At 70.3% G+C, this 16,918-nt stretch carries 21 protein-coding genes; 13 read left to right on the top strand and 8 right to left on the bottom strand.

Annotated features, from left to right (window positions below; translation table 11 throughout):
* Positions 1-4: 4 nt before the first annotated feature.
* Positions 5-667 (top strand): HD domain-containing protein, encoded by a 663-nt coding sequence (locus tag ACFXC1_RS18585; RefSeq protein ID WP_381243950.1) that lies wholly within the window; start codon positions 5-7, stop codon positions 665-667.
* 65 nt (positions 668-732) lie between these two features.
* Positions 733-1,800 carry a GNAT family N-acetyltransferase gene (locus ACFXC1_RS18580; RefSeq protein WP_381243948.1) on the top strand — a complete coding sequence of 356 codons (1,068 nt, stop codon included), beginning with the start codon at positions 733-735 and terminating at the stop codon, positions 1,798-1,800.
* A gap of 13 nt (positions 1,801-1,813) precedes the next feature.
* Here ACFXC1_RS18580 and ACFXC1_RS18575 read toward each other — a convergent pair whose 3' ends face one another.
* Both ACFXC1_RS18575 and ACFXC1_RS18570 read right to left on the bottom strand, forming a co-directional pair.
* Entirely contained in the window at positions 1,814-2,080 is a 267-nt protein-coding gene (locus tag ACFXC1_RS18575) for a DUF4031 domain-containing protein (RefSeq protein ID WP_019072497.1), read from the bottom strand.
* Positions 2,077-2,451, bottom strand: coding sequence for a hypothetical protein (locus tag ACFXC1_RS18570; protein ID WP_381243946.1), 375 nt, complete (start codon positions 2,449-2,451; stop codon positions 2,077-2,079). The genes ACFXC1_RS18575 and ACFXC1_RS18570 overlap by 4 nt, the downstream gene beginning before the upstream one ends.
* 55 nt (positions 2,452-2,506) lie before the next feature.
* Between ACFXC1_RS18570 and ACFXC1_RS18565 the strand changes: the two genes are divergently transcribed.
* From ACFXC1_RS18565 to ACFXC1_RS18545, 5 genes are all read left to right on the top strand, one after another.
* Complete coding sequence (locus tag ACFXC1_RS18565; protein WP_381243944.1) at positions 2,507-3,427, top strand: MurR/RpiR family transcriptional regulator; 921 nt, start codon at positions 2,507-2,509, stop codon at positions 3,425-3,427.
* Between the two features lie 147 nt (positions 3,428-3,574).
* Positions 3,575-4,510: an N-acetylmuramic acid 6-phosphate etherase gene (murQ, locus tag ACFXC1_RS18560; RefSeq protein ID WP_381243942.1), complete on the top strand. Its 936-nt coding sequence runs from the start codon at positions 3,575-3,577 to the stop codon at positions 4,508-4,510.
* Positions 4,511-4,526: 16 nt separating this feature from the next.
* Entirely contained in the window at positions 4,527-5,906 is a 1,380-nt protein-coding gene (locus ACFXC1_RS18555; RefSeq protein WP_381243940.1) for a PTS transporter subunit EIIC, read from the top strand.
* A 127-nt stretch (positions 5,907-6,033) separates the two neighbouring features.
* Positions 6,034-6,546: an RICIN domain-containing protein gene (locus tag ACFXC1_RS18550; protein WP_381243938.1), complete on the top strand. Its 513-nt coding sequence runs from the start codon at positions 6,034-6,036 to the stop codon at positions 6,544-6,546.
* Positions 6,547-6,669: 123 nt separating this feature from the next.
* A complete protein-coding gene (locus tag ACFXC1_RS18545) occupies positions 6,670-7,578 on the top strand; it encodes a hypothetical protein (RefSeq protein WP_381243936.1) in 909 nt (302 codons plus the stop codon).
* A 20-nt stretch (positions 7,579-7,598) separates the two neighbouring features.
* Here the strand turns inward: ACFXC1_RS18545 and ACFXC1_RS18540 are convergent, their stop codons facing one another.
* Positions 7,599-7,991 (bottom strand): hypothetical protein, encoded by a 393-nt coding sequence (locus ACFXC1_RS18540; protein WP_381243934.1) that lies wholly within the window; start codon positions 7,989-7,991, stop codon positions 7,599-7,601.
* Positions 7,992-8,103: 112 nt separating this feature from the next.
* Here ACFXC1_RS18540 and ACFXC1_RS18535 point away from each other — a divergent pair, with 112 nt between their 5' ends.
* The 5 genes from ACFXC1_RS18535 to ACFXC1_RS18515 all read left to right on the top strand — a co-directional run bounded on the left by ACFXC1_RS18535 (position 8,104) and on the right by ACFXC1_RS18515 (position 10,817).
* Positions 8,104-8,943, top strand: a complete 840-nt coding sequence (locus ACFXC1_RS18535; protein ID WP_381243932.1) for a helix-turn-helix domain-containing protein — start codon at positions 8,104-8,106, stop codon at positions 8,941-8,943.
* Positions 8,927-9,187 (top strand): DUF397 domain-containing protein, encoded by a 261-nt coding sequence (locus ACFXC1_RS18530; RefSeq protein ID WP_381243930.1) that lies wholly within the window; start codon positions 8,927-8,929, stop codon positions 9,185-9,187. The genes ACFXC1_RS18535 and ACFXC1_RS18530 overlap by 17 nt, the downstream gene beginning before the upstream one ends.
* A 101-nt stretch (positions 9,188-9,288) precedes the next feature.
* Entirely contained in the window at positions 9,289-9,963 is a 675-nt protein-coding gene (locus tag ACFXC1_RS18525) for an SCO4225 family membrane protein (protein WP_381243928.1), read from the top strand.
* 66 nt (positions 9,964-10,029) lie between these two features.
* Positions 10,030-10,596, top strand: coding sequence for a hypothetical protein (locus ACFXC1_RS18520; protein WP_362971263.1), 567 nt, complete (start codon positions 10,030-10,032; stop codon positions 10,594-10,596).
* 26 nt (positions 10,597-10,622) lie between these two features.
* Complete coding sequence (locus tag ACFXC1_RS18515; RefSeq protein WP_381243926.1) at positions 10,623-10,817, top strand: hypothetical protein; 195 nt, start codon at positions 10,623-10,625, stop codon at positions 10,815-10,817.
* Between the two features lie 28 nt (positions 10,818-10,845).
* On the opposite strand, the gene ACFXC1_RS18510 is transcribed toward ACFXC1_RS18515, so the two are convergent.
* Both ACFXC1_RS18510 and ACFXC1_RS18505 read right to left on the bottom strand, forming a co-directional pair.
* Entirely contained in the window at positions 10,846-11,745 is a 900-nt protein-coding gene (locus ACFXC1_RS18510; protein ID WP_381243924.1) for a metallophosphoesterase, read from the bottom strand.
* A gap of 47 nt (positions 11,746-11,792) precedes the next feature.
* Positions 11,793-12,389: a GNAT family N-acetyltransferase gene (locus ACFXC1_RS18505; protein WP_381243922.1), complete on the bottom strand. Its 597-nt coding sequence runs from the start codon at positions 12,387-12,389 to the stop codon at positions 11,793-11,795.
* 78 nt (positions 12,390-12,467) lie between these two features.
* Between ACFXC1_RS18505 and ACFXC1_RS18500 the strand changes: the two genes are divergently transcribed.
* Positions 12,468-12,854, top strand: coding sequence for a hypothetical protein (locus ACFXC1_RS18500; protein ID WP_381243920.1), 387 nt, complete (start codon positions 12,468-12,470; stop codon positions 12,852-12,854).
* A 276-nt stretch (positions 12,855-13,130) separates the two neighbouring features.
* On the opposite strand, the gene ACFXC1_RS18495 is transcribed toward ACFXC1_RS18500, so the two are convergent.
* The 3 genes from ACFXC1_RS18495 to ACFXC1_RS18485 form a co-directional block, all read right to left on the bottom strand.
* Positions 13,131-14,261, bottom strand: coding sequence for an NADH:flavin oxidoreductase (locus ACFXC1_RS18495; protein ID WP_381243918.1), 1,131 nt, complete (start codon positions 14,259-14,261; stop codon positions 13,131-13,133).
* Between the two features lie 214 nt (positions 14,262-14,475).
* Positions 14,476-16,098, bottom strand: coding sequence for a chaperonin GroEL (gene groL, locus ACFXC1_RS18490; RefSeq protein WP_381243916.1), 1,623 nt, complete (start codon positions 16,096-16,098; stop codon positions 14,476-14,478).
* Positions 16,099-16,423: 325 nt separating this feature from the next.
* Positions 16,424-16,630, bottom strand: a complete 207-nt coding sequence (locus ACFXC1_RS18485; protein ID WP_007493268.1) for a cold-shock protein — start codon at positions 16,628-16,630, stop codon at positions 16,424-16,426.
* Positions 16,631-16,918 lie beyond the last annotated feature (288 nt).

The raw sequence follows: 16,918 nt of genomic DNA, 5'->3' as shown, positions 1-16,918 counted from the left end.
CACCATGGCCGATCTCGACGCCCTTCGCGCCCGCTGGACCCGTGCTCTCGAAGGAGCCCGGGCGCCAGGCGGCGGACCCGACCCCCTGCCGTACGCGGAGAACCTCCTCGCCCGCTGGCAGGAGCCGCAACGCCACTACCACACGCTCACCCACCTCACGGCGGTCCTGGACCACATCGACGTGCTGGCCGAGTACGCCGACGACCCGGACGTCGTACGGCTCGCGGCCTGGTTCCACGACGCGGTCTATCTCCCCGACCGGTCCGAGAACGAGGAGCGGTCGGCGCGGCTGGCCGAACGGGCGCTGCCCGAGGCCGGGGTGCCGGACGCGAAGACGGCCGAGGTCGCCCGCCTGGTCCGGCTCACCGTCACCCACGCCCCCGCCGCCGACGACCGCGACGGCATGGTCCTGTGCGACGCGGACCTCGCGATCCTGGCCGCACCCCCGTCGGCGTACGCCGCGTACACGGCCGCCGTCCGCGAGGAGTACCACTTCGTCCCCAACGACGCCTTCAGGGACGGCCGTTCGGCGATCCTGCGCCAACTCCTCTCCCTGCCACAGCTGTTCAGGACCCCGCACGGGCTGGCGGAGTGGGAGGCGACGGCACGCTACAACCTGACGGGGGAACTGGCCCTGCTGGGCTCGGCGGACCCGAGTGCGGGGTGAGGACGGCGAGTGGTGAGCGATTTATTCACGGCGGGTCGCAGGGCGCGGCCCGTATGCTCCCCGCCATGGGGACCACGGGCGCACCACAGGTGGAAGAAGCCGTAGCGAGCTGTCTCGCGCTGCTGGGCACGGCGACGGACCGGGACTGGGACGGCGTGAAGGCCGACCGCCTGGAGTGGAGCTGCCGCTACACGGCCGAGCACATCGCCGGTGATCTCATCGCGTACGCGGGTCAGTTGGCGGGGCGCGCGCAGCAGACGTACCTCCCCTTCGAGATCACCCTCGACGAGGGCACCGACAACTCCGGTGTCCTGGAGGTGATCGGGGCGACCGGCGCCCTGCTCGCCGCCGCCGTCCGCACCACCCCGCGCGAGGTGCGCGCCTTCCACCCGTACCCGTTCCGCAGCGCCAACCGCGAGGGCTTCGCCGCGATGGGCACCGCCGAGGTGCTGCTGCACACCCAGGACATCGCCCAGGCCCTGGGACTGGACTACCAACCGGCCCGGAAACTCGCCGAGTTCGTCCTCACCCGGATCTTCCCGCAGGTCCGCCCCGGCGCCGACCCCTGGCGCACCCTGCTGTGGGCGACCGGCCGCGGCGACCTCCCCGGCCGCGCCCCCGTCACCGAGTGGCGCTGGCACAACAACCTCGTCCTGCCCACCGAACGCCTCACCCTGGACGGCGTCCACCCGGCGGCAGCCGCCGACCTGGCCGCCGGAGGCGAGGGCGGCTTCGAGTGGATCGCCGGCGGCCCCTTCCAGGGCACCCGCGAGGCCGCGACCTTCATGACGAAGGCGTACCAAGCAGGCCTGCACCGCCCGGAGTTCGGAGTATTCGCCCTCGTCCGCCACGAGGACGGCCGCGCGATCGGCGGCATCGGATTCCACGGCACACCCGACGAGGAGGGCCGCGTCGAGGTCGGCTACGACCTGGTGGAGGGCGCGCGCGGCCAGGGCTACGCGACGGAGGCGCTGCGCGCGCTGACCGGCTGGGCGCTGGCGCGGGACGACGTACACACCGTCCTCGCGACCGTCGAACGCGACAACCTCGCCTCCCAGGCGGTGGTTTCCCGCGTGGGCTTCAAGCAGGTGGGCGAGGACCTCGACGAGCTGACCTACGAGCTGGAAGGCTGACCGCCCAACCGGGCTACAGCTCCCGCCCCTTGGGCCTGCGCAGCCCCGCCGCCGTCAGCAGCCGCACCACCTCCCGGCTCCTGACCTCCACCGCCCCGGCGGCCACCGCGTCCGCGTAGCGATGCGACGGAATGTCGTAGTGATCCCGCTCGAAGGCCCGTCGCGGCACGCCCAACTCCTCGGCGAACAGGTGGAGTTCGTCGTAGGAGACATCGCTGACGAGGTGGGACCACAGACGGCCGTGGCCCGGCCAGGTCGGTGGGTCGATGTAGACGGTCACAGGGAACCCAGGTTTCCCACCGCGGCGACCTTCACGCCCGCCTGGTGGCAGACCCAGTGCGGGTCGGGTCCCAGCTCCGGTTCGACCTCCAGGGCGTGCGGGTCACCGGCCGAGCAGACCGGGCAGATCGGCCAGCGGCCGTACGCCTCCAGCAGCGCGTCCTGCACGTCCTGCGCGACCAGGCCGGCCACGTAGTCGACGCCCTCCGGCCACTGCTCCACCCACCAACGCCGCTGTACGACGGACTCCTCCACCATCGACACCACGTCCGCCGCGACGACCTCGCGCGCGGCCAGGTCGGCGAGCACGAGCGCGCGGGCGGCGTGCAGCGCCTGTTCCAGGGGACTGATGGGGTCGCGGGTGGGTTCCATGCACCCATTGTGCGCACTCTTGACCGAACCACCGTCCCGAAAATATCTTTCAAAGGTGACCCAGGACGTGAAAGAAATTTTCGGAAGCGCCTCCGGGAGTACCGGGAGTACGCCACCCGCGGCCCTGGCCGCCAAGGTGCGCACCCTCGCCCCCTCCATGACCCGCTCCATGCAGCGCGTCGCCGAGACCGTCGCCGCCGACCCGGCCGGCTGCGCGGCCCTCACCGTCACCGGCCTCGCCGAACTCACCGGCACCAGCGAGGCCACCGTCGTCCGCACGGCCCGCATCCTCGGCTACCCCGGCTACCGCGACCTGCGCCTGGCCCTCGCCGGGCTCGCCGCACAGCAGCAGTCCGGGCGGGCGCCCGCCCTCACCACCGACATCGCGGTCGACGACCCGATCGCCGACGTCGTCGCGAAACTCGCCTACGACGAGCAGCAGACCCTCGCCGACACGGCCGCCGGCCTCGACACCGCGCAGCTCGGCGCGGCCGTCACCGCGCTCGCGGCGGCCCGCCGTACCGACATCTACGGCGTCGGCGCGTCCGGGCTCGTCGCCCAGGACCTCACCCAGAAACTCCTGCGCATAGGGCTCATAGCCCACGCCCACAGCGACCCGCACCTCGCCGTCACCAACGCCGTGCAGCTCAAGGCCGGGGACGTGGCCATCGCGATCACCCACTCCGGGTCCACCGGCGACGTCATCGAACCGTTGAGAGTCGCCTTCGAGCACGGGGCCACGACCGTCGCGATCACCGGGCGGCCGGACGGGCCGGTGACGCAGTACGCCGATCACATACTCACGACGTCCACCGCTCGGGAGAGCGAGCTGCGGCCGGCCGCGATGTCGTCCCGGACGAGTCAGTTGCTGGTGGTGGACTGCCTGTTCATCGGGGTGGCGCAACGGACGTATGAACAGGCGGCACCGGCGTTGTCGGCGTCTTATGAGGCGCTGGCGCATCGACATAGGCGCTGACGGTTCGTGGTTGTCTGCGGGCCCGGTGGGGGCTGGTCGCGCAGTTCCCCGCGCCCCTGAAACTGGGCCCGAGTTACGAAGGGGCGCGGGGAACTACCAGCCACAGCCGCCCCGCAGACAAAGAACAACAGAAAGAGCCGCTTCTCCATGACCTCTACGTCCAACCCCCGTGACCTCCGCGCCGAGTTGGAGTCACTCACCACGGAAGCCTTCCGCCCCGAACTGGCCGGGATCGATCAACTCCCCACCCTCGACATCGCCCGCCTCATGAACGCGGAGGACGCCACAGTCGCAGCCTCCGTAGCCCACCGCCTACCCGAGATCTCCGCCGCGATCGACGCCGTGGCGGAACGCATGGGAAGAGGAGGCCGCCTGATCTACATGGGCGCCGGGACCGCCGGACGGCTGGGCGTGCTGGACGCGTCCGAGTGTCCGCCGACCTTCAACACCGACCCCTCCCAGGTGGTCGGACTGATCGCGGGCGGCCCGCCCGCCATGGTCACGTCCGTCGAAGGGGCGGAGGACTCGCGGGAGTTGGCGGAGGCCGACCTCGACGCGCTCGCGCTCACCGCCGACGACACCGTGGTCGGCATCTCCGCCTCGGGACGCACCCCGTACGCGATCGCGGCCGTAGAACACGCGCGGAGCGCAGGCGCGCTGACCATCGGCCTGTCCTGCAACGAGCACAGCGCGCTCGCGGCAGCGGCCGAGCACGGCATCGAGGTCGTCGTGGGCCCCGAACTCCTCACCGGATCAACGAGGTTGAAGGCGGGCACGGCCCAGAAGCTGGTCCTCAACATGCTGTCCACGATCACGATGATCCGGCTCGGCAAGACGTACGGGAACCTCATGGTCGACGTCCGCGCCTCGAACGAGAAGCTGCGCGCCCGTTCCCGCCGGATCGTCGCGCTCGCCACCGGTGCCGACGACGCGGAGATCGAGCGGGCCCTCGCGGCGACCGACGGCGAGGTGAAGAACGCGATCCTCGTGGTCCTCGCGGGGGTCGACGGCCCGACGGCCGCCCGCCTTCTGGAGGAGTCCGGGGGCCGGTTGCGCGCGGCACTGACCGCTGCGGGCGGCTGACCAGCACGCTCAGGGGGTGGATACCGACACTCCGTACGACATCGCCGCCGCGCTCCTCCCCCTGGTCGGCGGCCCCGCGAACGTCACCTCCGTGGCCCACTGCATGACCCGCCTACGGCTCGGCCTGGCCGACCGGTCACTGGTGGACGAGGAGGCGCTGCGGGTGCTGCCCGCCGTGCTCGGGATCGTGGACGACGACACGTACCAGATCGTGCTGGGACCGGGGGTGGTGGCCCGAGTGACCCCGGAGTTCGAGAAGTTGGCGGGAGGCGGCGGCGAACTGACCACCCGGGGCGCGGAGTTGAAGGCTGAGCAGCGGGCCCGCAACGCGACCCCCGCCAAACTCCTCCTCCGCCGGATCGCGAACATCTTCGTCCCCCTCATCCCCGCCCTGATCGGCTGCGGGGTGCTGGCGGGCCTCAACGGCCTCCTGATCAACATGAGTTGGCTACCGGGCCTGACCCCCGCCCTCTCCGCCGTCGCCTCCGCGTTCCTCGCCCTCATCTCGGTCTTCGTCGGTTACAACACGGCGAAGGAGTTCGGCGGAACGCCGGTGCTGGGCGGGGCGGTGGCGGCGGTCGTGGTGTACCCCGGGGTGGCGAAGGTGACGGCGTTCGGGGTCGCCCTCTCCCCCGGCCAGGGCGGAGTGCTGGGCGCGCTGGCCGCCGCGCTGCTCGGCACGTACGTCGAGAAGTGGTGCCGCACCTGGGTCCCCGCGACCCTCGACGTCCTGGTCACGCCCACCCTGACGGTCCTGGTCGCGGGCCTGGCGACGCTCTACGGCCTCATGTACGCGGCCGGCGGGATCTCCACGGCGATCGGCACGGCGGCGAACTGGCTCCTCTCCACCACAGGCCCCTTCGCGGGCCTGATCCTGGGCGGCCTCTTCCTCCCCCTGGTGATGCTGGGCCTCCACCAGGCCCTCATCCCCATCCACACCACCCTCATCCAACAGCAGGGCTACACCGTCCTGTTGCCCATCCTGGCGATGGCGGGCGCGGGCCAGGTGGGCGCGGCGATCGCGGTCTACTTCCGTCTCCGCCACGACACTTCACTCCGTACGACCATCAAGTCGGCCCTCCCGGCCGGGTTGTTGGGCATCGGCGAGCCGCTCGTCTACGGCGTCTCACTCCCCCTCGGCCGCCCGTTCCTGACCGCGTGTGCCGGCGGCGCGGCGGGCGGCGCGTTCGTCGGCTTCTTCGCGACCCTCGGCGACAAGGTGGGCGCGACGGCGATCGGCCCGTCGGGCTGGGCCCTGTTTCCGCTGCTGGCGGGGAACAGGGGGCTGGGGACGACGGTGGCGATCTACGGGGGCGGGCTGCTGACGGGGTACGCGGTGGGGTTCGTGGCGACGTACTTCGTGGGGCTGGGCGGCGTACGGCGCGAAACCGGGTGAACGGCAACATCCTCGCCCCGGTCCGCTGAACGGAACAGCACACGACACCCGCTCCCCGGCCCACCAGGCTGCCCAGCACACGCACGGAAACCGAAGCTGCCCCGCACGGGGGAACGGAGGAAGAGGCATGCCCGAACGACGCAGACTGTTCGCGCTCGTCACCGCGGTGCTGGCGATACTGGCCCTGGCCTGGGCCGGCGGCTCACCCGCACAGGCCGCGGGCTTCACCCCGATCAACGTCTGGAACTCCAGCCACTGTCTCGACAACGCCACCGAGAACGCCGCGAAGCTCCAGATGTGGTCCTGCACCGGCGGCCCCGAACAGAGGTGGCTCGAAGGGTTCAACACCCAGACCGGCCTGTTCACCTTCACCAACCAGAACACAGGACGGTGCATCACCGCGCCCGCCTCGGGGACGGGCACGGTCAGCATGGCGTTCTGCAACGCGGCGGCGGCCAACCAGCAGTGGCGCGTCTATTTCGCGGACAACCCGCTCGGTCCGCCCTCGGGCTGGTACGACGTCTGGCAGAACGCGTCGAGCGGCTACTGCCTCTCCACGCCCAGCGTCGGAAACGGCACCCTCATCCAGACGACGCCCTGCGACCCCTCCGACCAGTACGACCGCTGGCACCAGCAGTAGTCCACCGGAGCCTGCCCCGACGACCGGCTCCCGAGCGACGGGAGCCGGTCCCGGGCAACTGCCGTAGCAGACGGGGTGAGCGCCGTGAGTGAACGCGGAGTCCCCCTTCGGCGTCGTAGGCCCATGAACACACAAGCGAACCGCCTCGTCGGACTGCTGCTCACACCGCTCCTGGGTGCATGCTTCCTCGCCGGTTGCGGCGATGATCGGAGCGCGGGCGACGAGGGGCCTACGAACAGTGAGTCGCTCAAGACGCAGGAGAAGCGCGCCCGTGAAGTGGCCGACGCCTGGCACGGATCCGCGGCCGCCGCTGCCTGGAGCCGGGGCTACTACCCGTTGGCCGACACGACACAGCCCCCGGAATCGGGCTGGCACAGCGAGGCGGACAAGCAGGCCTACGAGAACAGGAACATCGTCCGGCGCGGCAAGCTGCCGACCACCGCGATCACGCAGGGGAAGGTGGAGTGGCGGAGCGGAAGCACCCTGAGCCGTCCGCTGGTGGCACCGAACACGGCGTATCAGTCGTTCGCCCACTACAACAATGCTGGGCCCCGGCTCAGCGTGACGGGAGTGAAGCTCGGCGAGACCACGATCGCCACGAGCCGGGGAACGGCGACCGTTCCCGCCTGGCTGTTCACTCTCGACGGCTACGACACCCCGCTCAAGCAGGTGGCCGTCACCCCGTCGAAGCTGCCCAGGTCGCCGATCGGACGAGTGGAGCAAGGATCCACCGGCGGCCTCTGGAGTGTCACCGGGCTGTCCGGGAGGGCGGTGGACAGCCGCGTCCTCACGGTGCGGGCCGGCCACGGAGCCTGTGACGACGGCCCCGTCGTCAACGTGCTGGAGACGGACGAGAGCATCGTGCTGTACGCCTCCGTCGCGGGGGAGCGGAGCGGCGCCTGCAGCGCCCAGATGATCTACCAGAACGTGAAGGTGGAGTTGCGGCAGCCGCTCGCCGACCGCGTCGTCCTGGACGCCCTTACCGCCCGGCCGGTGCCGTACACGGAGATCAGCGGGGTGATCCCGGGCTGAGCCCCGTGCGGTCGGCCGCTTCACGGGAGGCGAGCCTCCCGGTTCCGCTCCCTTACCCGGGCCCGCAGCACCTCCTCCTGTGCCGCGGGCCCCGTCGACTCCGGCGGGCAGTCCCACTCCCGGCCGCCGCAGACGGGCCGCAACTGCACGTTCCCGCCCACGTGCCCCATCACTTCACCGATCCGCCCGTCCCGTACGTCCACGGCGTGCGCCCCGACCGGCGGCCGTTCACCGCGCAGCACGGACGCGAGCTTCTCGGCGGTACGGACGTTGCAACGCCCCAGCGTCACCAACGCGAACGGTTCCTCGCCCGCACCGGTCACCGGGTCCACACCCAGGGACGGCAACGCGACACCCACACCGGTCAGTGCCTCCCTCAGCAGGGCGACGACCTCTTCCGTCGACCGCAGCATTCCTTCACCTCCACGCAGAGTTCGCTGTTCGCAACACAGCGTGGCGGTCACATGTCTAACCTGGCCATACGCGAAGTCCCAACAAACTCGGGTGTTAGGGCAGGGAGTTGCCGTGGCAGGACAGAAGGACCTCGACCCGTCGTCGTCGCCGCGCGCACTGCTGGGCGCCGAACTCCGCCACGCCCGCGAGAAGGCGGGCTTCAGCCAGGAGGAGTTGGGGCAACGGCTGTTCGTGAGCGGTTCGTTCATCGGGCAGTTGGAGGCGGGCACGCGGCGGATGCTGCCGGAGTACGCGCGGATGCTGGACGTTGAGCTGGGGACGGGGGACTTCTTCACGCGGAACTGTGGAGCGGCGGCGAAGTCCAAGTACCCCGAGCATTTTGAGGAGGCGGCGGAGGCGGAGACGAGGGCTACGGCCATCCGTGAATACGCGCCCATGCTGATCCCCGGACTGCTCCAAACCCCCGCGTACGCACGGGCCGTGAATCGGGCGTACTACCCGACGGCACTCGAGGGAACGATCGACGAGTGGGTGGATGGCCGGATGGCACGGACCCGCCTGCTCGATCACCCAACAACACCTCTGTTGTGGGCCGTGCTTGACGAGGCGGCACTACGCCGGGAGACCGGTGGCCGGGCGGTCATGGCAGAGGCCCTGCGCCACGTCGTGGACCTGGGCCGCCGGGGCCGGGTCATCACGCAAGTGCTGCCCTTCAAAGAGGGCGCGCACACGGCGATGAAGGGCGCCATGAAACTGATGGACTTCCAGGATGCGCCTCCTCTCGTCTACTTGGAGGGAGTTCGCACCGGACGGCTGGAGGACGACCCGGCCACCGTCACCCAGCTGAGGCTGACCTTCGAACTCCTCGCAGCCGTCGCGCTCTCGCCGGAGAAGTCCCTGGCCATGATCGAGGCGTTGGCGCAGGATTACGTCCATGAGGAACTTTCCTGACTACGACCTGAGCACGGCCACCTGGCACAAGTCGAGCTACAGCGGCGGCGGGGGCGACAACTGCTTGGAAGTCGCCCGCTGGCGCAAGTCGACGCACAGCGGCGGCAGCGGCGGCGACTGCCTCGAAGTGGCCGACGGCCACCCCGCCCTCGTCCCCGTCCGTGACTCCAAGAACCCCCTCGGCCCGAAACTCGTGTTCCGGGCCGACGCATGGTCGGCCTTCGTCGGCAGCCTGACGAACTGAGTCCTTCCGCCCCTCCCCCATGGGTACCCGTACTCATGCCTGGGCGCGCCCCTCGGTCCACCGTTGTGACACCAACCCGGACCGACCCGAAGGACGCCTCGATGCCGCTTCCCTCCCGCCCGCGTCGGCTCCTCGCACTCGCCACGGACAACTGGCCGGCCCGGGCCTACCTGGGCGTCGTGGGCGCCTCCGTCGTGGTGATGTTCCTCTCCCCGGAGAGTCCCGTCGCCACGGCCCCGTTGGTACTCACCGCACCCCTCTCGCTGGTGGGCATCGTCCTCCCCTTCGGTCCGGGCACCGAAGGCGGCGGCACGGCACAGGGGCTGGCCGTGGGCTCCTGGACGGTGTGGGTCGCGCTGAGCGCGCTGGTGAACGCGGCCGTGATCGGCGCCCTGGCGGCGAGGAAATCCGCAGCACCCTCCGCAGCACGCCCTGCGACACGTGCCGGCCGCCTCCGTACCCTGCTCGCGCCCGCCGTCGACAACTGGCCCGCGCGGGTCTACCTCACCGCGGTCGCCGCCTCGGTGGTGTTCTTCCTCGGCGCCGTGTACGTCCTGCCGGACCCGGGTTTCGCCGGGATCTGGCCGCTCATCACGACCGCGCCGCTCAGCTTCGTCCCCCTCGCCGTGTCGATACCGGCCGAACTCCCCGATCTCTCCTGGCTGAGCCCGCCGCTCTTCGCCGCCGGCTGCGCCCTGAGCGGGCTGGTCAACGCCGTACTGCTCGGCCGCCTCGCCCGCCTCCTCCGGACACGCGAAGCGCACCCGGCCGTCTGAGCGGAGGAACGGCGGGGGCTGCCCCGCCACCGGGCCGCGGCAAAGCCGACTATCGTCGGCAGAACCATGAACCACGCCCAGCAGACCGCCCTAGGTCGCGCCCTCCGCCTCCTCGGCGAGCACGGTGAGGCGCTGACGTCCGACACCCCCGACGCCCGGCTGCACGAGGTCAAGGCGGATCTCAAGCGCGCCCTGGACCTGCTGGACGACACCGTCAGCGGCGGCGCGCCGACCACCCGCTGCCCCGAGCACCCCAACGGCCCGGTCGACGCCGACGCCCCGGACCTGTGCCTGCTCTGCGAGACCCGGCGCCGCGCGGCCCGCCGCTCCGAGATCAACGGCCCCGACGTGCGCAGGCCGGCCGACACCACACCCTCCCGCTACGGCGTGCGCGAGGACCGCCCGCAGGCGCAGCAACGCTGGCTGCCCGAACTGTGGAACGGCCAGGCCTGGCAGCTGTGCGGCACCCCGCGCCGCGACCGCCACGAGGCCGAGCTGTATCTCGCGGCCCAGCGCCGCGGTTCGCGCGCGGCGATGGCGTACCGGCTGGTGCACGAGTTCACGGACTACGAGGTGCTACGCGTCTGGGGCACACCGGTGCACGTGGACATCGAGCCCCTGGGGAACCTCTGACCGGGCTCAGCTGGTGGCAGCGGGTCGTGCCGGTCGCCTGCCTGTGCACGCTCGCGCTGCCGCTGTGGTTCGCCGCGCGGAACGTCCACCGGTTCGTCGACGGCGACCGGACGATCGTCATCCCGCTCTACGCCGGCCGGGACTTGGCCGTGACCGACCGCTCCGACCTGGCCTACCACGCGGCCCACGAGTTCGCCGGTGCCGGATCGGCGCGGCGCTGATCGTCTCGGCCGCCTGGTTCAAGTCCCGCTAGCCGCCCTCCTGTTCACGCTCCCGCTCCCTTTCGACGACCAACCGGGTCCGTTCCGCGTCCAGTTGGTACACCGTCTCGTGCGCCCGCGGGTCCCGCGCGTGGAAGGTGTGGAACATCGGCCCGCTCTCACCGCCCAGTTCGACCCGCGAGGCCGAGGCGCCGCGCACCGCCCGCTCGGTGCCGTAGGCGGTCGTCAGGTCGATGCGGTTGACGACACCCGGCGTGACCCACACCGGTGTCGCCTCCAGGAAGCCGAAGAGCTGGAGGTGGAAGTGCCCGGTGAGGACGACCCGTACGTCACTCCCCCGGATCGCGTCCGCCAGCTCCCCCGGATTCCGCAGCCCGAAGGCCTGTTGGGTCGGCACGTCGAGGGCGATCGGCGGGTGATGGAAGGCGAGGACGGTGCCGTTCCCGAACGGCGTGCTCAACTCCTCTTTCAGCCAGTCCAGTTGGGCCCCACTCAGCCGCCCGTACACCTTCCCCGGCACCAGCGAGTCGAGCGTGATGAACCGGTACCCGCCCACGTCACTCACGGCCGCGCACGCGAACTCCACGGGAAACACGGCGGATACGACCCGATCAGTCCCGTCGGCGGCCAGATGCCCGCTGCCCAACACCTTCCCGAACGCCTCGCGCTCGTCGTGGTTCCCGGTCGTGTAGAAGACCGGCACCCCGCCCATCCGCCGCGCGAACCCGCCCACCAGCTCCCGTACGGCCGAATACGCCTCCACCGCCCCGTCGTTGGCGAGGTCCCCGGTGACGACGATCGCGTCGACACCGCGCTGGTGCCGCAACTCGGCGAGCATCAGCCGCAGCGAGTCGGTCGCGTCGACACCGTGCCGGTTCGGGGCGTCGGTGCGCTCCAGGTGGGTGTCGGACAGGTGGAGAATCCTCATGTTCCGGCACGCTAGCCCGAGTCGGGACGCTCACCAAGAGCCACGGCTCAACGAGTGGCCGGACGCCACATGGTCGTAACGACCTGGCCACCGGCGACGACGATCTCGTCCCGCACCTCGAAGCCGACGCTCTCGTACCGCCTGTTGTTGGCCGGGTTGGTCGACTCCAGATACACGGGAGCCCCGAGCGCGTCGACGCGCGCGAGCCCGTCGGCCAGCAGCCCCATGCCCAGCCCCTTGCCCCGGTGGTCGGCGTGCGTGCCCAGGATGGTGAGGTAGAAGAACGGCTGGGCAGGATGAGCCGCCTCGAACTGCTCCCCAACGACGGTGATCGCGCGAGCGGTCCCCGCATCGGTGACCGCAGCCAACCGCCCCTCGAGCCCGGCGGCCTCTTCCTCGGTCAACTCGACGCCGCCGGGCGGGATGAAGATCGCCGCGGCTTCCACCTCCGGCGTGACCAGCGTCCAGGGATAGCGCAGCGCGGAGCCGGCGTAGACCCGCCACATCACGGCCGCCTGCTCGGCCCGCCGTCGCTCGTCCGGGAACGCGGGCCCCCACACCGGGTCTTGGAGGAAGGCACTGGTGAAGGTGGCGACGACGGCATCAAGATCGGCGACCGTGGCCACCCGGTTGACGGAAGTCATACGATCACCGTACGCACACCCGCGGAGCTTCGCGCACGAGGGGACGACAGCCTGGGCAGTGGGGGGCGAAGCAGCACTATGGGATTCCTGAACGACCCGGACACCGGCGCGATGTGGGCCGTACTGCTGGTGGCGGCGGGCCTGCCCGCGCTGCTGTACGCGGGCATCGCCCGGTTCACCGGACACGGGCGCAAAGGCGGCGCGGTCTGGCGCCCGTTGGACGACCGGCTCAACCTGGTCTGTGCCCTCCTCGCCGTCGTCGGCCACGCGAGCGCCTCGGTCGCGATCGGGGGCTGGGGCGACGTATTCGGATTCACCCCGAGTGCGGCCATGAGCGGCAGCTTCTCCAGCGCCCTCGCCTACGCCGCCGGCGGCGACCAGAAGGGCCGCGCCCTCCGCCCCATGCTCCTCCTGCTCGCGCCGTACGCACTCGCCCTCGGATTCTTCGCCCGCATCGCAGGCTGAGCGACCGGGATCACCAAGGGCTCAGGCGGACATCACCCACCCCGTCCGGCACCTTCCACCCCAGGCCGACACCATCCAGCCCGTCCGGCACCTTCCAACTCAGGCCGACACCATCCAGCCCGTCCGGCGTTTGAGGACGACGCCCCTTCAACGAGGCCCCTTCAGGGCCGAAGCGGGGGTCTGGGGGCGGCAGCCCCCAGGGACGGGACGGGTAGGGGCGGCGGGGGCGAAAACCCCTCCGGCGCACCCCCACCGACCTCACAACAAAAGCCCAGCTCAGCTCAGCGACTTCAGCGCCGCCGCGTCATAAGGCGCCAGCTCCTCCACCCGGCCGGCCAGCACCTTCGCCGCCCACTCCGGATCCTGAAGCAGCGCCCGCCCCACCGCCACCATGTCGAACTCGTCCCGCTCCAGGCTGTCGAGAAGATCGTCGATCCCCTTGACCGGAGCCCCCTCGCCACGGAAGCCCTTGAGGAAGTCCCCGTCGAGGCCGACCGAGCCGACGGTGATGGTCTGCTTGCCGGTGAGCTTCTTGGTCCAGCCCGCGAGGTTGAGGTCGGAGCCCGTCTCCTCGAACTCGGGGAGCCAGTAACGGCGCGTGGAGGCGTGGAACACGTCGACACCGGCCGCGGCGATCGGGGTCAGGATCGCCTCCAGCTCCTCCGGGCTCTCCGCGAGCCGCGCACCGTAGACGTCCTGCTTCCACTGCGAGTAGCGGAAGATGATCGGGAACTCCGACGAGACCGTCTCCCGAACCGCCGCCACGATCTCCGCCGCGAACTTGGTGCGGGCGACCGCGTCACCGCCGTAGGCGTCCGTACGGCGGTTGGTGCCCGCGTACAGGAACTGGTCGAGGAGGTAGCCGTGGGCGCCGTGGAGTTCGACGCCGTCGAAGCCGATGCGCTCGGCGGCGGCAGCGGCCTCGGCGAAGGCACCGATGACGTCGTCCAGGTCCCGCTGGGTCATGGCCGTACCGGTGACCTCGTCGCTGCCGATGCGCAGCCCGGACGGGCCGACCGCGGGGGCGTCGGCGTAGGGCGGCTGGCCCTGCTCGCGGACCATGCCGATGTGCCACAGCTGCGGCACGATCGTGCCGCCCGCCGCGTGCACGCCCTCGGCGACCTTCGCCCAGCCCGCGAGCTGCTCCGCGCCGTGGAAGCGCGGCACGCGGTCGCTCTGCCCGGCCGACTCGTGCCCGACGTACGTGCCCTCGGTGACGATGAGACCGACGCCCGCGGCGGCCCGGCGCGCGTAGTACGACACCACGTCCTCACCGGGGATGCCGCCCGGCGAGAACTGCCGGGTCATCGGCGCCATGACGATCCGGTTGGGGACGGTCAGGCCGTTGAGGGTGATCGGACGGGCGAGGACTTCGGCCGCTCGGGAGGCGGGGGCGGTCGTAGACACGTGTGGGGGCTCCTCGGACTACAAGGCACTGGGTACCGGACGGTATGTGCGTGTGCATCGATCATGCGTCAACAACAACCTCCGGGCCAAGCCCGTCATTCCGACCGTCCCACTCCTCGGTCTGTGATCCCGGACACGCCCGAGGGCGGTACCCCCCGCCAGAAGCAGGAAGTACCGCCCTCGGTAAGACCGTTGATCAACCGGAAGGGGTCGATCAGAAGTCCATGTCACCGCCCGGCATGCCGCCGCCGGCCGGGGCCGCGGCCTTCTCCGGCTTGTCGGCGATGACGGCCTCGGTGGTGAGGAAGAGCGCGGCGATGGAGGCGGCGTTCTGCAGGGCAGAGCGCGTGACCTTCGCCGGGTCGATGATGCCTTCCTTGACCAGGTCGACGTACTCACCGGTCGCGGCGTTGAGGCCGTGACCCGGGGTGAGGTTGCGGACCTTCTCCACCACGACGCCGCCTTCGAGGCCGGCGTTGACGGCGATCTGCTTCAGCGGGGCCTCGAGGGCCAGCTTCACGATCGCCGCACCGGTGGCCTCGTCACCTTCGAGCTCGAGCTTCTCGAAGACGTGGCCCGCCTGGATGAGCGCGACGCCGCCACCGGCGACGATGCCCTCCTCGACGGCCGCCTTCGCGTTGCGAACGGCGTCCTCGATGCGGTGCTTGCGCTCCTTGAGCTCGACCTCGGTGGCCGCGCCCGCCTTGATGACGGCGACGCCACCGGCGAGCTTCGCCAGGCGCTCCTGGAGCTTCTCGCGGTCGTAGTCCGAGTCGCTGTTCTCGATCTCGGCGCGGATCTGGTTGACCCGGCCGGCGACCTGGTCGGCGGAGCCGGAGCCGTCGACGATGGTGGTCTCGTCCTTGGTGATGACGACCTTGCGGGCGCGGCCGAGGAGGTCCACGGTCGCGTTCTCCAGCTTGAGGCCGACCTCCTCGGAGATGACCTCGCCGCCCGTGAGGATGGCGATGTCGCCGAGCATGGCCTTGCGGCGGTCGCCGAAGCCCGGAGCCTTGACGGCGACGGACTTGAAGGTGCCGCGGATCTTGTTGACGACCAGCGTGGACAGGGCCTCGCCCTCGACGTCCTCGGCGATGATCAGCAGCGGTTTGCCCGACTGCATGACCTTCTCCAGGAGCGGGAGCAGGTCCTTGACGTTGGCGATCTTCGAGTTGGCGATCAGGATGTACGGGTCGTCGAGGACGGCCTCCATACGCTCCATGTCGGTGGCGAAGTACGCCGAGATGTAGCCCTTGTCGAAGCGCATGCCCTCGGTGAGCTCGAGCTCGAGCCCGAAGGTCTGCGACTCCTCGACGGTGATGACGCCTTCCTTGCCGACCTTGTCCATCGCCTCGGCGATGAGCTCGCCGATCTGGGTGTCGGCGGCGGAGATGGAGGCCGTCGAAGCGATCTGCTCCTTGGTCTCCACGTCCTTGGCCTGCTCGAGGAGGGCACCGGAGACGGCCTCGACGGCCTTCTCGATACCGCGCTTGAGGGCCATCGGGTTGGCGCCCGCGGCTACGTTGCGCAGACCCTCCTTGACGAGGGCCTGGGCGAGGACGGTCGCGGTGGTCGTACCGTCACCGGCGACGTCGTCCGTCTTCTTGGCGACTTCCTTGACCAGCTCAGCGCCGATCTTCTCGTACGGGTCCTCGAGCTCGATCTCCTTGGCGATGGAAACACCATCGTTGGTGATCGTGGGGGCGCCCCACTTCTTCTCGAGGACGACGTTGCGGCCCTTGGGGCCAAGGGTGACCTTGACGGCGTCGGCGAGCTGGTTCATCCCGCGCTCGAGACCGCGCCGTGCCTCCTCGTCGAACGCGATGATCTTGGCCATGTGAAGTGGTCCTCCCGGACTGGGGTGGATTGCTCCGGACCGCGCTGGCGCCCGCGACGGACGGCCTGCCTGCCCCGTGGTTCCTTGCACCACCTGGCCTGCGGGCCTCACCGACCCGGTCCTTCGTTATCACTCTCACCTTCAGAGTGCTAACGCCAATGATTAGCACTCGGCATGGTCGAGTGCAAGCGGCTACCAGGTACTGACCGGCCCCCCGGGCCTCCGGAACATGCCGAAGGGCCCGTACCCCAGGAGGTGACCCCCCAGGAGTACGAGCCCTTCGATGAAGAACGAAGAACGTCGCTGCTGTTCGTCGGCGCGTGCTTCAGCCGGTCGCGAGCCGGACCATGTCCGCCTGCGGCCCCTTCTGACCCTGCGAGATCTCGAAATCGACCCGCTGACCCTCTTCCAGGGTGCGGTAGCCGTCCATCTGAATCGCGCTGTAGTGGACGAAAACATCCGCACCACCGTCGACCGCGATGAAGCCGTACCCCTTCTCCGCGTTGAACCATTTGACGGTGCCCTGAGCCATGCCTAACTCCCCTATTACTGGCCCTTGCACGGACCCGCACTTCGCGGATCCGGGTCAGACCTCACCCCCCACAGGATTGGGGGCGTGCGCCGGAACGCGTCGACCGCGGCCGAATGTATCCGTCCAACTGCCGTCTGCAACAGGTCAATCCGACGAGAATTCCGGGCAGGACCGGTCGGGAATTTACGGAGAATTCGCCCGACTTCAGGGCAAGTCGGGCCGGATAAAGGGCACATAAGGCGCAAAAGACCTGCACACTTTGGCTACTTCTCATCGCACGCGGAGCCG

Source organism: Streptomyces hokutonensis, from assembly GCF_042751305.1.
In the GTDB taxonomy this organism is placed as follows: domain Bacteria; phylum Actinomycetota; class Actinomycetes; order Streptomycetales; family Streptomycetaceae; genus Streptomyces; species Streptomyces hokutonensis_A.
Note: the sequence above shows the minus strand (reverse complement) of the source record. Positions and strands in the feature narration are given on the sequence as shown.

Coding starts and splice junctions, on each gene's coding strand:
- ACFXC1_RS18485 (WP_007493268.1), bottom strand. CDS start 16,630: ATGGCTCAGGGCACCGTCAAATGGTTCAACGCGGAGAAGGGGTACGGC.
- groL (WP_381243916.1), bottom strand. CDS start 16,098: ATGGCCAAGATCATCGCGTTCGACGAGGAGGCACGGCGCGGTCTCGAG.
- ACFXC1_RS18525 (WP_381243928.1), top strand. CDS start 9,289: ATGCCGCTTCCCTCCCGCCCGCGTCGGCTCCTCGCACTCGCCACGGAC.
- ACFXC1_RS18545 (WP_381243936.1), top strand. CDS start 6,670: ATGAACACACAAGCGAACCGCCTCGTCGGACTGCTGCTCACACCGCTC.
- ACFXC1_RS18500 (WP_381243920.1), top strand. CDS start 12,468: ATGGGATTCCTGAACGACCCGGACACCGGCGCGATGTGGGCCGTACTG.
- ACFXC1_RS18550 (WP_381243938.1), top strand. CDS start 6,034: ATGCCCGAACGACGCAGACTGTTCGCGCTCGTCACCGCGGTGCTGGCG.
- ACFXC1_RS18585 (WP_381243950.1), top strand. CDS start 5: ATGGCCGATCTCGACGCCCTTCGCGCCCGCTGGACCCGTGCTCTCGAA.
- ACFXC1_RS18520 (WP_362971263.1), top strand. CDS start 10,030: ATGAACCACGCCCAGCAGACCGCCCTAGGTCGCGCCCTCCGCCTCCTC.
- ACFXC1_RS18540 (WP_381243934.1), bottom strand. CDS start 7,991: ATGCTGCGGTCGACGGAAGAGGTCGTCGCCCTGCTGAGGGAGGCACTG.
- ACFXC1_RS18530 (WP_381243930.1), top strand. CDS start 8,927: ATGAGGAACTTTCCTGACTACGACCTGAGCACGGCCACCTGGCACAAG.
- ACFXC1_RS18580 (WP_381243948.1), top strand. CDS start 733: ATGGGGACCACGGGCGCACCACAGGTGGAAGAAGCCGTAGCGAGCTGT.
- ACFXC1_RS18510 (WP_381243924.1), bottom strand. CDS start 11,745: ATGAGGATTCTCCACCTGTCCGACACCCACCTGGAGCGCACCGACGCC.
- murQ (WP_381243942.1), top strand. CDS start 3,575: ATGACCTCTACGTCCAACCCCCGTGACCTCCGCGCCGAGTTGGAGTCA.
- ACFXC1_RS18570 (WP_381243946.1), bottom strand. CDS start 2,451: ATGGAACCCACCCGCGACCCCATCAGTCCCCTGGAACAGGCGCTGCAC.
- ACFXC1_RS18505 (WP_381243922.1), bottom strand. CDS start 12,389: ATGACTTCCGTCAACCGGGTGGCCACGGTCGCCGATCTTGATGCCGTC.